This is a genomic window from Nonomuraea maritima (assembly GCF_900100395.1).
Lineage (GTDB): Bacteria > Actinomycetota > Actinomycetes > Streptosporangiales > Streptosporangiaceae > Nonomuraea > Nonomuraea maritima.
Genome location: NZ_FNFB01000009.1, coordinates 209,698 through 222,782 on the forward strand (window position 1 = coordinate 209,698; position 13,085 = coordinate 222,782).

Genomic DNA, 13,085 nt, shown 5'->3' on the forward strand with positions numbered 1-13,085 from the left:
GTCAGCGCCTTTCCTCGCGGGGGAGCCGGGTGATCGTCTTCTCCGGGGCGTCCTGGCCGCCGCGCATCTCCTCCACCAGCGCGGCCATGCCGGCCACGGTGGGCACCTGGAAGAGGCTGCGCATCGGCAGCCGGACGCCGATCTTCTTCCTGATCAGGGCGATGAGCTGGACCGCGACGAGCGAGTTGCCGCCCAGCTCGAAGAAGTCCTGCTCCACGCTCACGCGGTGGGCGCCGAGCACCTCGCCCCACAGCCCGGCCAGCACGGCCTCCAGGTCGTTGCGGGGCGCGACGTGGTCCTCCGCCAGGGCCTCGGCCTCGCCGGCGGCGGACGCGGCGGACAGCTCGTCGGCCACGGTGTCCTGGGTCAGCTGGCGCACCCCGGCCACGAACTCGGGCAGCGCCGTCGCGTTCACGACCACCTGGGCGCCGAGGTCCGCGGCGAGCAGCCGGCGGAACGCCTCGGCCCCGTCCGCCGGGGGGATGCCGCGCCTGGCCCCGTCGAGGTCGAGGGCGACGCCCGCGGTCGCCGACTCCTCCTTGACCGCGACGTCCTCGGCGGCCTGCCTGGCGCCCTCGCCGACGGTGCGGCTGACCGCCTCCCGGTCGATGCGCCGCAGCACGAAGTCGGAGATGGCGACCACCGGCGCGCCGCTGTCGTCGTAGAGGGTGAGGTCGGCTGCGAGCACCTCGCCGCCGCCGGTGTCGCGCAGCCGGGCGTGGCTCCACACCACGGACGGGAGCGGGCCGTGCACGGTGACGCGGCCGTACCCGAGCGGGAGGAAGGAGTGCTCGCCGGAGACCGCGACGAACGCGGTCGCCTCGTCCAGCAGCGCCGGGTGCAGCGGCAGGGCGGTCAGCTCGGCGGTGACGTCGGCCCCCGCCTCCAGCCGGGCGAGCTGCTCGTCCTGGCCGAGGCGCACCTCCCGCAGGCTGCTCCAGCGCGGGCCGAACCTGACCAGTCCGGACGCCGAGGTGAACAGGCCGGCCGCGTCGGCGGAGTGCGTGCAGCGGGCCCGCGCCTCGGCCAGCTCACGGGCGCTGTCGTCCGCCGCGACCCAGGCGGCCGAGCCGCGCGCGTGCAGGGTGGACTCGCCGCCGGTGACGCTGACCACCTCGAAGTCGAGGCCGTCACCGCCGGGGGCGAACAGCACCCGCACCTCGGCGCTCGCGCCCTCGGCGACCGGCAGCGGCGCGACGAAGGCCACGTCCCGCAGCTCGATCACGTGACCGGCCCCCGGGCTCGGCTCGGCCGCCTCGAACGCCGCGCGCGCGAGCTCCAGGTAGCCGGTGCCGGGCATCACCGGCACGCCCGCCACGCGGTGCTCGTCCAGCAGCCAGTGCGTCTCGGGCGCGAGGGTGGCGGCGTACCAGGGCCGTCGGCCGGTGCTCTCGTGCCGGTGGCCGAGTAACGGGTGCTCCAGGCGCGTCACCCGGTCGCCGCGCTGCAGGGCGCGGAACGCCACCGGCGCGGCGACCTCGGCCGCCATGCCGACCTCCAGCCAGGCGCCCCAGTTCGCCGACACGACCCGGCCCGGCCACACGTGCGCGTACGCGTCCATGAAGGAGTTGGCGGCGCAGTAGTCCACCTGGCCGAAACCGCCCGCCACGGCGGTCACCGACGAGCAGAGCAGCACGAAGTCGAGCGGCAGATCCCCGAACGCGGAGTGCAGCGCCAGCGTGCCCGCGATCTTGGGGGCCATGACGGCGTCGGCGGCCCCGCGCTCCTTGACCTCGGCCATGCCGCCGCCGGGCACCCCCGCCGCGTGCACGATGCCGTCGACGCGGCCGAACCGGTCGAGCGCCTCGGCCCTGACCCGGCGCAGCGCCTGCGGGTCGGTCACGTCGGCGGCCAGCACGAGCACCTCGGCGCCCGCCCGCTCCATGCGGCCGACCGCGGCCACGGCCCGCCGCACCCGCTCCGGCGCCCCGTCGAGGTCGTCCCACTCGCTGCGGGGCGGCAGCCCGGAACGTCCCAGCAGGACGAGCCGGGCGCGGACCCGGCGGGCGAGGTCCTCGGCCAGGGTGAGGCCGATGCCGCCGAGGCCGCCGGTGATGACGTACACGCCCTGCTCGCGCAGCGGGTCGTCCTGCGGCGGCAGCGGCACCGGGTCGAAGCCGCGCACCCAGCGGCGGCCCGCGCGCAACGCGACGGGGGACGGCGGCACGCCCTCGACGGGCTCGCCCGGCTCGGCGGCGAGCTCCGCCAGCACCTTCGCCGGGTCGTACGGCCCCGACTCCAGGTCGAGGTGGCGGGCCGTCAGCCAGCGGGCCTCCAGCGGCACGACGCCGGTGATGCCCGCCACGGTGGCGTGCTCGGGCCGGCGCACGTCATGCCCGGTGACGCCCTGCGTGCCGGCGGTCACGATGTCGAGCCGCACGCCGGCCTCGCGGTCGGCGCCGGCCAGCGCCTGCACCAGGGCCAGCAGGCTGTGGAAGCCCAGCTCCTGGGCGGCGGCGGCCTGCTCGGGAGCGGCGGCGGGCGCACCGTCCAGCGCCCAGGCGTGCACGACGCGGGCGGGCACGCCGGTCCCGGCGAGCAGCGCCTCGTAGTCGTCGCGCTCGGCCGGGCGGACGGTCACGACCCCGTCGGGACCGGTGCCGTAGGCGATGCCCGGCACCACCAGGACCACGTCGGCGCCCGCCGCGCGCAGCCCGTCCAGCAGCGGCTCGGCGGCGGGACCCGCGAAGACCAGGCAGCGGACGCCCGCCAGCGCGGCCGTCCCGGCCGGGGTGACCGGGGCCTGCCGCCAGGCCGGCACCGAGAACCACTCCTCCAGCTCCAGAGCGCCCGCGCGGGCCGGCCGGGGGAAGATCAGCTCCGGGTCGAAGTCCGACTCCACCCAGTGGTGGGTGCGCTCGTACGGGTAGGCCGGCAGCGGCACGCGCCGGCCGGGCTCGGTCAGCTCCTCGGTGTTCAGCGGGGCTCCCGCCGCCCACAGCGCGCCGGCCGTCGCGTAGAGCACCTCCACGTCGGTCCTGGCGTCGGCGGGGCCCGGCAGGCTCGCCATCGGCGCCGGCGCGGTCCGCGGCAGCTGGGTGCGCGCCAGGCCCGCGAGCTGGCGTCCAGGGCCGCACTCCACCAGCCGCCACTCGCCCTCGGCGGCGAGCGTCGCCACGCAGTCGCCGAACCTGACCGCCTCGCGCAGGTGCCGCGTCCAGTAGGCCGGGTCCGTGGCCTGCTCGGCGGTGATCCAGGTGCCGGTGACGTTCGACAGGAAGGGCAGGGCGGGCGCGTGCCGGGCCGCCGCGGCGACCACCTCGTGGAAGTCGCCGAGGATCGGGTCCATCATCGCCGAGTGGAAGGCGTGCGAGGTGCGCAGCGCGGTGTGCTGCACGCCCGCCTCCTCCAGCCGGGCGGCGTAGGCGGCGACCAGCTCGTCCGGCCCGGCGACCACGCACGTGCCTGGCCCGTTCACGGTGGCGACGGACAGGCCGTCGGGCAGGCCACGGCGCACCTCCCCGTGGTCCTGGCGCACCGCCAGCATCGAGCCGGACGGCATGCTCTGCATGAGCCGCCCCCGCGCGGCCACCAGGCGCAGCGCGTCGGGCAGGGCGAAGACGCCCGCGACGGTCGCGGCCACGTACTCGCCGATGCTGTGCCCGATCATCGCTGCGGGTTCGACGCCCCACGAGCGCCACAGGCGCGCCAGCGCCCACTCGACGGTGAACAGCGCGGGCTGGGTGAGCGCCGTCTGCCGCAGCCGCTCGTCCGCCTCCTCGCGCTCGTCGTCGGCGGGGAAGAGCAGGGTGCGCAGGTCCAGGCCGAGCTCGTCGCGCAGCAGCTCGGCGCACTCGTCGACCGCCTCGGCGAAGACCGGCTCGGTGCGGTGGAGGCCGGCGCCCATGCCCGCGTACTGCGCGCCCTGGCCGGAGAACAGCCAGGCCACCTTCGGCGTGCCCGCCTTGCCCTTCACCAGCCGGCGCGGAGTGGTCAGCGCCGTGACCGCGTCGGCCGTGTCGGTGGCGACCACGGCCGCCCGGTGCGCGAACGTTCGACGTCCCGCCCGCAGCGTGTACGCCACGTCGGCCAGGTCGATCTCGCGGTCGGTGAGGTGGGCCGCGAGCCCCGCCACGGCGGCGTCCAGGGCGGCCGGGGTGCGGGCCGACACCGTCAGCAGGTGGGCCGGCCGCGGCGGGGCGGTGTGCAGGGGCGCGGCCGGCGCCTGCTCCAGGACCACGTGCGCGTTCGTGCCGCCGATGCCGAACGAGCTGACCCCTGCCCGGCGCGGGAACCCGTTCGTCTCCCACTTCGTCAGCGACGACACCACGTGGAACGGGTTCGTGCCGAAGTCGATGCGCGGGTTCGGCTTGTCGAAGTTCAGCGTCGGCGGGATCATGCCGTGCTCCAGCGCGAGCACCGTCTTGATGAAGCCCGCGATGCCGGCGGCCGGGCCGAGGTGGCCGATGTTGGTCTTGACCGAGCCGATGCCGCACCAGCCCGCCTCGTCCGTGCCGGCGCCGAGCACGCTCGACAGGGCCGCCACCTCGATCGGGTCGCCCAGCGAGGTGCCGGTGCCGTGCGCCTCGACGTAGGTGACGGTACGCGGGTCGATCCTGGCCACGCCCAGCGCCTGCGCGATCGCCGCCGACTGGCCCTCGGCGCTCGGCGCGGAGAAGCCCATCTTGGTGGCGCCGTCGTTGTTGATCGCGTTGCCGATCACCACGGCGCGGATGTGGTCGCCGTCCGCGACGGCGTCGGACAGCCGCTTCAGCACGGCCATGCCGCCGCCACCGCCCCAGATCGTGCCGGCGGCGGAGGCGTCGAAGGCGCGGCAGTGTCCGTCGGGGGCGTAGATGCCGTCCTGGTGGTAGTGGTAGCCCCACTCGGCGGGCAGCTCCAGGGACGCCCCTCCGGTCAGCGCCATGTCGCACTCGCCGTTGCGCAGCGCCTCGCACGCCACGTGCAGCGCGACGAGCGAGGAGGAGCACGCCGTGTGCATCGTGACGCTCGGACCGCGCAGGTCCAGCTTGTACGACACCAGGGTGGCCAGGTAGTCGGGGTGGTTGCCGGTGTAGACGGCGAGGTTGCCGACGGAGGTGAACACCTTCTTGTTCGGACGGATGTACAGCCATTGGTACTCGTCCGACCCGATGGCCCCGTAGACGCCGATCTCGCCGTCGTAGCGGGCGGGATCGTAGCCCGCGTCGTCCAGCGCCGTGCCGGCCAGCTCCAGGAACATGCGCTGCTGCGGGTCGCGCAGTTCCGCCTCGCGGGCGGACATGCCGAAGAGCGCCGCGTCCAGCGCGCCGTAGTCGGCCGCGATCGACGACGCAGGCACCCACGTCGGGTCGTCGATCAGGTAGTCGGGGACGCCGAGCGCCTCCTGCTCCTCCCGCGTGTAGAACCGCACCGACTCGACGCCCCCCACGAGGTTGCGCCAGTACGCGGACACGTCCTCGGCCCCCGGCAGACGGCAGGCCAGGCCGACGACCGCGATCGCCTCGACCCCGGGCCCTTCTTCCTCGTTGTGCAGCGCAGCGGTCATTCGTCCATCTCCCGTCTGGCCCGAAGGGCCCGCGTTGAGGGTCGTGCCCGGCGCGCCGCGACCCGCCGGGCGGCGCGATCCGATCCGGCCGGTCGCTGGTCGCCGTCGAGGTGCGCGGCCAGCGTCCGTACGGTGGGGAAGCGGAACAGGTCCACGATCGGCACCTCGCGCCCGAGCGAGGCGGCGAGGCGGGCCTGGACCTGGGCGGTGGCGAGCGAGTGCCCGCCGATCTCGAAGAAGTTCGCCTCGGCGGAGATCCGCGGCAGGCCGAGTACCTCCCGCCAGACCCCCGCGACCAGCCGTTCCGTCGGGGTGGCCGGCTCCCGGCCGGGCCCGGCGGCGGCCCGCGGGGGAGGAGCGGGCAGTGCGGCCAGGTCCACCTTGCCGTTGGGGGTCAGCGGCAGCACCGGCAGCAGCACCAGCTCCGCCGGGACGGCGTACTCGGGCAGTCCCGCGGCGAGGTGCCGGCGCAGCTCTCCCGCCTGCACGGCGGCGCTCTCCGGCACCGCGTACGCGTGCAGCACCCGTCCGCCCGGCCCGTCCACCACCGTCGCGGCGGCCGCCCGCACGCCAGGGTGCGCGGCCAGCACCGCCTCGATCTCGCCGAGCTCGACCCGGTAGCCGCGGATCTTCACCTGCCCGTCGGCCCGTCCCGCCGGGACCACCCGGCCGTCCGGGTCGTGGCGGCCGAGATCGCCGGTGCGGTAGCGGGCGGTCTCGCCGTCGGGCTCGCGGGTGAAGCGTCGCCGGGTGAGCTCGTCGTCCAGGTAGCCGTCCGCCAGGCGGCGGCTGCGGATCACCACCTCGCCCAGCTCGCCCACGGCGGCCGGGGCGCCGCGGGCGTCCAGCACCAGCAGCTCCGCTCCGTCCACGCCGAGGCCGAGCGGCACCGGATCGCCGGCGCCGGTGACGGGAGCGGTGAGTTCGTGCACGGCCTGCGCCTGGGGGGTCTCCGTCGTCCCGTAGGTGTTGACCAGGCGGGCCTTCGGCGCCACCGCCGCGAACCTGGCCACGTCGGCGTACGTCAGGCGGTCACCGCCGAACAGCACCAGCCGCAGGTCGGGCAGCTCGACCCCGGCGGCGGCGACCAGCGTGGCGAGCTGCGGGGTCAGGTGCGCCACGGTGACGGCCCGCTCGCGCAGCCAGGCGGCGAGCCGCGCCGGGTCGCGGACCCGGTCCTGGCTCGGGACGTACAGGGTGGCGCCGAGGGTCAGCGGGGTGAAGACGTCCCGCAACAGCGGGTCGTGCGCCAGCCCCGCCAGCAACGCGAACCGATCGTCCGCGGTCAGGCCGTACTCCTTGGCGTACCAGGCGAGGAACCGGGCAAGCGGCCGCTCAGGGGCGCGCACCGGCTTGGGTTCGCCGGTGGTGCCCGACGTGAACGACAGATACCCCCGCCGCCCCGCCCCCACAGAAAAGGCCCCAGCAGGAGCTCCGCCCACACGTGCGCCCCCGCCCTCTCCCTCGCTCGCGCCGAGGACGGCGAGCCGGGGGAGCCAGGCCAGCTCAGCGGGGACGGGCACGCCGCCGCAGGCGATCAGGGCGCGGGCGCCGGCGGCGCGGGCCTGGGCCGCGAGCCGGCCGGGCGGCAGGGCGGAGTCGAGCACCGCCCAGCGGGCTCCCGAGCCGAGGACGCCGAGCATCAGGGCGGGCAGCTCGGGACTGCGCGCCGCCAGGATCGCCACCGTCTCCCCGGCACCCACCACCCCCGCCACAGCCGCGGCGGTCGCTCCGGCGCAACAGGCCAGCTGGGCGTAGGACCACGCTGTGTGGTGCGGGTCGTCCTGTTCTCCGGCGACCGCCACCCGGTCGGAGGTGGCGTGGGCGAGCACGCTCTCCACCACCCCGGGGCCGTCCCAGGTGGGCAGTGGGCGGGTGCCGTCCGGGAGGGCGGCGCGGGCAGGGCGCAGTGACGCGCGCCGCACGGGCAGCGAAGGCGCGTCGACCAGGTCGCCGAGGAGCCGCAGGTAGCCGCGGAGCAGCTCGTCGATCCGCTCGGCGCGGAACAGCCGCGGGTTGTACACGGCCTGCAGCACGTACCGTCCGTCCCGCTCACCGACGTAGAACGTCAGGTCGAACAGCGCCCCCGGCAGCCCGGGCGGCAGCGGGACGGCCGTGACGCCGGGCAGGCCCAGCCGCGGCTCGGTGAAGTCGTACATGTTGAACAGGACCTGCACCAGCGGGTTGCGCGACAGGTCCCGGCCAGGTCCGAGCCGGTCCACGAGCCGCTCCAGATGCACGTCGAGCTGCGCCAGCGTGCCGGACAGCGTCTCCTGGCAGCGCCGCACCTGAGCCTCGAACGGCTCCTCGTCCGCGACCCGCAGCCGTACCGGCAGCACCTGCACCAGGCACCCCACCAGCGGGTGGAACGCGGGGTCGCGCCGGTCGGCGACCGGCGCCCCGACGACCAGGTCGTGCTGCCCGGTGAGCCGCCGCAGCACCTGCGCGAACGCGGTGAGCAGCACCGCGTACGGCGTGCCGCCCAGGCGCGCGGCCAGCGCCCGCACGCCCGCGCTGACGTCCGCGCCGGCCTCGGCGGTCGCGCCGGCCCCCTCGAACGTCTGCACGGCCGGGCGCGGACGGTCGCGCGGCAGGCCCACGACGCCGGGCGCGCCCTCCAGGTGCTCCCGCCACCACTCCAGCCCGGCCTCCCTGTCGCGCCCGGCGAGGTAGGCCACGTATCCGGCGAAGGACGTGCGCAGCGGCGGCAGCGGCTCGCCCCGGTAGGCCCGCCCGAGGTCGTCGTAGAGCACCTGCTGCGACCAGCCGTCGAACACCAGGTGGTGCGCGGTGACGGCGAGCACGTGCTCCTCGTCGGCGATCCGCAGCAGCCGGGCCCGCCACAACGGCCCGCCCGCGAGGTCGAAGGGGAGCCGCGCCTCGGCCTCCAGCCGCTCGCCCACCTCAGCCTCGGTCACGTCCTCCACCGGCAGCGGCACCGGCCCGGGCGGCGACACGGCCACGGCCGGCACCCCGCCCGACTGCGGGACGCGCCACCGCAGCACCTCGTGCCGCTCGGCCACCGCCGCGAGCGCGGCGCGCAGCGCGGCGACGTCGAGCGGCCCCGACAGGCGCTGCGCCATCGCGATGTTGTGCGCGGGCGTGCCCGGGGCCAGCCGTTCCACGAACCACATCCGCCGCTGCACCGGCGACAGCTCGGCGGGGGCGTCGGCGAGCGGCTCCTCCCGCACGGGCGGGGCGAGCGCCACCCGCCGGGCGACGCCGGCCACGGTACGCCCGTCGAGCACGTCCCCGACGCCGACGTCCTTGCCGAGCCTGGCTCTGAGCAGCGCGGTGAGGCGCATGGCCAGCAGGGAGTGCCCGCCGCAGACGAAGAAGTCGTCGTCCGGCGCCGGCAGCCCCGTCCCGAACGCCTCGGCCCAGGCCGCCGCGACGCCTGCCTCGGTCTCGTCCCTGGCGGGCCGGGCTCCGGCCCGGTCCGCGCCGTCCGGCGGCGCGACGGCGCGCAGCGCCGCCAGGTCGACCTTCCCCGACACCGTCAGCGGCAGCGCCGCCACCCGTACGACCCTGGTCGGCACCATGTACGCGGGCATGCTCTGCAGACAGTGCGCCCGTACGCCGTCGAGATCGGGCGCGTCCTCGGGCGCCAGGTAGGCGGTCACCTCCTTCAGCCCCGCCGCGCCGGTGGCCACGTCCACCACCGCGTGCCGCACCGCGGGGTGGGCGCGCAGCACCGCCTCGATCTCGCCGATCTCCACGCGCTGCCCCTGGACCTTCACCTGCCGGTCCAGCCGTCCGAGGAAGCCGATGCGGCCGTCCTCCTCCAGCACCACGCGGTCGCCGGTGCGGTACATGCGCGCGCCAGGCTCGCCGTACGGGTCAGGCACGAACCGCTCCGCCGACAGCCCCGGCCGGTTCAGGTAGCCGCGGGCCACCTGCGGCCCGCCGACGCACAGCTCCCCGGGGGTGCCTGGCGGGCAGGGGCGGAGCCGCTCGTCCAGGATGTACGCCCGCGAGCCCGGCAGCGCCGCCCCGATCGGCAGCGGCCGGTCCCACTCACCGGAGAGCTCGGCGCCGACGACGCACACCGTCGTCTCGGTGGGGCCGTACCAGTTGTGGAAGCGGCGCCCGCCGGCCGTCCAGCGCGCCACCTGCTCGGGCCCGGCGGGTTCGCCGGCGGTGAGCAGGTCGCGCAGCCACGGCAGCCGCTCGGGCGCGAGCAGCGGCAGCAGCGCGGGCGGGATCGTGCCCCACGTCACCCGGTGCTCTTCCAGGAACCGCTGGAGCCGTACGGGGTCGACGCGGTCCTCCTCGGCGAGGAGCATCACGGAGCCGCCGCGCGCCAGCGGGGCGAAGATGTCCAGCACGGACACGTCGAACCCGAGCGCGGCGAACCCGATCGAGCGGCACCCCGCGTCGAGCTGGAACACCTCACCGGCCATCCGCACGAAGGCCACCGCCGAGGCGTGGCTCACCACGACGCCCTTGGGCCGTCCCGTCGAACCGGAGGTGTAGAGCACGTAGGCGGCGGCGCCCTCGGGGATGTCCATCCGCTCAGGGGGCTCGTCACCGCCCGGCGCCTTCTCCAGGTGGATCGGCAGTCCGGCGAGCAGGCCGAGGCCCGCCTCGTCGGCGACGACCGTGGCGATCCCGGCGTCCTCGACGATCGCGGCGAGCCGCCGCCGCGGGTGCGAGGGGTCCAGCGGCACGTACGCGCCGCCGGACATGAGGACGCCGAGCACGCACACCAGCAGCTCGGGCGTGCGGCGATGGCAGACGCCGATCCGGGTCTCGGGCCCGGCGCCGAGGTCGCGCAGCCGGCGGGCCAGCGCCGACGCGGCGCCGGCCAGCTCGCGGTAGGTCAGGACGCGGTCCCCCTGCCGCACGGCCGTCGCGTCCGGTGTGCGCGCCGCCTGGCGCAGCACGAGGTCATGAAGGAGCGCCGCGTCGGTCACCGTCTCCACACCGTCTCCACCGTCATCCCGTGCGTTCGGCCGGTACGTCGAGCCTGAGCCGCGGCCTGTCGTGCGGCACGGCGACCGCTGCCAGGGCTTCGCCCCGCGTGGTGTGCAGCGGCAGGTGGACGACCTGCCATCGGCCCGGCCCCGGCCCCTCCGCGCGCCAGGGGCCGGGGTCGGACAGGTCGGGGAAGCTGACGCTCGCGGGGTCGGCCTGCCCGCCGCAGGCGGCCAGCAGCGCCCGCTTCGCGGTGACGGCGCGCAGCGCCAGCCACGGCCGGTCCTCCTCGGCGGCGTCCTCGATCTGCTGACGCTCGTCCGCGCTCAGCTCGTCACGAACGGGGTCGGCCGCGCGCAGCAGGCAGACGCCGACCCCCGGCGCGTGCGCGGCGGCCACGAGGGTCAGGCCGTCCGCGTGGCTCGCGCCGACCGCGGCCCGGCCGTCGTAGCGGCGCAGGACCGCGTGGTGGCGGGCATGCGGGCCGAGCCAGAGGTGCAGCTCGTCCTGCTCGGGATCTGCTGCCGGTACGGCGGACGGGTCGGCGGCGATGAGGGCGGCCGTCTCGGCGGGGTCGTCCTTGACGAAGAGGTGCCCGCCGCGCAGCGTGCGCAGGTGGAAGCCGGCCGTGGTGTGCCTGGCCCAGCCGAGCGCCTGCGCCGGGCCGACCTCCGCGTCCTCCAGGCCGGTGCAGGCCACGATCGGGCAGTCGAGCGGCGGCTCGGGGACGTAGGCGTAGTTCCTGATCCAGGCGAAGTCGGAGCGCAGGACGGGCATCATCAGCTCGCGCAGCTCGGGAACGCTCCTGAGCTCGGGCAGCGCGCCCGCGCGGCGGATGAGCTGGTCGACGAAGGAGTCGTCGGGCAGGTCCACCGTCGTCGCGAGCGGCACCCGGCGGTCAGGAGGGTGCGCGCCGGCCACGTACAGGAGGGCCGGGCCCGGCAGGCCGCGCCGGCGCAGCTCGCGGGCCACCTCGAAGGCGATCCGGGCGCCCATGCTGTGGCCGTACAGCGCGTAGGGCCGGCCGGTGGCGGGCGCCACCTCGTCGGCGATCTCGCCGATGGTGAACGCCGGCGGTTCGGTTATCCGGTTCTCCCGGCCGGGGAGCTGGACGGGGACGACGGTGAGGTCGGTGCGGCCGGCGAGTTCGCGCAGCAGCCCGTTGTAGGCGGCGGCTCCTCCTCCGGCGTACGGCAGGCAGAACATCGTGCGGGCGGTGCGCCGATCGCGGGTGTGGTGATCGTGCGCCGCCGCGGCTAGCTGGCCGGTGATCGCCCAGCACCCCCTCCGGGGAAGGGCACCGCACGCGGGGTGAGCTCGGTGAACGATGTCGACAGGGTGATTCGGCGCCGAATTCGAACGTCGCCAATCGCCATGTTACGGCGCTCCTCGACAATTGCCTTAGTACAACATCGAAATAGTGAGAAGTGTGAGTAGTGCGACATAGCGCGAGATCTCGCGCGGTTGTTCGACATTCACTCTTATATCGGCGTTGTCCAGTGGAGTCAACGGCGTGATTACCGGAGGCCGCTACCCCGTGTCGGCAACGTGAATACAGCCCTTTCAGCGTCTTGCCTCGCCTGGCCGGCGATGATATTGCGGCCGATATCCCAATTACCATAAAGGCGATTTGGTCGTCCGAAACCTGCCGGGTATGGGCTCGCGGGCCCGTGCCGGCCTTCCGGGCGGGTGGACCCCGTCGCGAGGAAAGGACAGGGCAGAGGCTGTCGAAGTGCGGCGTCGTCCGCTGTGGTGTCATGACAACGGCCAGAAACGACATCCGCGGGCCTCAGTAAGGTGTGCCCTGATCGTCCGCGCCCCTCATGTCCGAACGGCGTTCCACTCCGACTCGGACTTGTTGTCGTCATGGGTGTCAGGGAGCCGTGTAACTTTCAAATATCGGACCGGCCGAATCGCGCGGCATTCTCGCCGGCCCCTAAATCTCCGGCTCGACGTGCGGGGTTGGTACGGCGCTCGGATAAGCCGCCTTTTCCGTGAACGACGCACCCGCTTTTCCTGTGACCGAGTTTTCCGTACGGCGAAACGCGCTGGGGGGGTCGCCGGAAAAAGTGCTCGACGCGAATTCATCGCCGCTTCGAGTGACGGCGTATCGCATTTCCGGAGCATCGCGGGAAAAGCCCGGTCGGGGTGTGTCGCACTCCCGCGGGTATGGCGCAAGGAAGCGCGTACGAAGGAGGGTGTGCCGTGATGCCTACGATCGAGCCCCTGTCCCGGCAGGACGGCGCGGCGACCGTGCTCGGCGGTCCCACGACCGTCATCGACCTCGGCGGCCTGCGCATCCTCGTCGACCCGACCTTCGACGACCCCGGCCCCCACGGCTACCAGGTTCGTCCGCAGTGCTCCGGCCTTCAGGCCGGGGGTGAAGCGGACCCTCCCGCGTAGCGGAGCAAGATTCGCCGATTCGCCGCTGGGCGAATCGGCGTCACTCGGAGGTGTCGGGATGGTCTTGCCGGCTGGTCCACCACTCGTAGGGAACCAGGACCGCGTATGGTGTGCCGTTTCGCTCGACGATGGTGGCCTCACCAAGATAGTGGGCGGCGTTGACTCGGTCACCGAGTCGTTCCCTGGTTTCTCGAATACCCATGCGAACATCCATAGATCGAAGGGTACACTTATTACCATGCAGCTCCGGTACAACTTCCGCCTCTACCCGACGCCG

At 74.9% G+C, this 13,085-nt stretch carries 5 protein-coding genes; 1 reads left to right on the forward strand and 4 read right to left on the reverse strand.

Annotated elements, in window-relative coordinates; translation table 11 throughout:
• Position 1: 1 nt before the first annotated feature.
• The 3 genes from BLR04_RS17905 to BLR04_RS17915 are packed head-to-tail and all read right to left on the reverse strand — an operon-like array spanning position 2 to position 11,611.
• A complete protein-coding gene (locus BLR04_RS17905; protein WP_090766076.1) occupies positions 2–5,488 on the reverse strand; it encodes a type I polyketide synthase in 5,487 nt (1,828 codons plus the stop codon).
• On the reverse strand, positions 5,485–10,413 hold the full coding sequence (locus BLR04_RS17910; RefSeq protein ID WP_245740312.1) for a non-ribosomal peptide synthetase: 4,929 nt from the start codon (positions 10,411–10,413) through the stop codon (positions 5,485–5,487). Before BLR04_RS17910 ends, BLR04_RS17905 begins: the two co-directional genes overlap by 4 nt.
• A gap of 13 nt (positions 10,414–10,426) precedes the next feature.
• On the reverse strand, positions 10,427–11,611 hold the full coding sequence (locus BLR04_RS17915; protein ID WP_090766079.1) for a thioesterase domain-containing protein: 1,185 nt from the start codon (positions 11,609–11,611) through the stop codon (positions 10,427–10,429).
• A 1,002-nt stretch (positions 11,612–12,613) separates the two neighbouring features.
• On the opposite strand from BLR04_RS17915, the gene BLR04_RS17920 reads away from it, so the two are divergent.
• Entirely contained in the window at positions 12,614–12,808 is a 195-nt protein-coding gene (locus BLR04_RS17920) for a hypothetical protein (RefSeq protein ID WP_090766083.1), read from the forward strand.
• Between the two features lie 40 nt (positions 12,809–12,848).
• Here the strand turns inward: BLR04_RS17920 and BLR04_RS39745 are convergent.
• Positions 12,849–13,085, reverse strand: a 237-nt coding sequence (locus tag BLR04_RS39745) for a type II toxin-antitoxin system Phd/YefM family antitoxin (protein ID WP_218129027.1), incomplete at its 5' end; no start/stop codon positions are given.

Coding starts and splice junctions, on each gene's coding strand:
- BLR04_RS17905 (WP_090766076.1), bottom strand. CDS start 5,488: ATGACCGCTGCGCTGCACAACGAGGAAGAAGGGCCCGGGGTCGAGGCG.
- BLR04_RS17915 (WP_090766079.1), bottom strand. CDS start 11,611: ATGTTCTGCCTGCCGTACGCCGGAGGAGGAGCCGCCGCCTACAACGGG.
- BLR04_RS17920 (WP_090766083.1), top strand. CDS start 12,614: ATGCCTACGATCGAGCCCCTGTCCCGGCAGGACGGCGCGGCGACCGTG.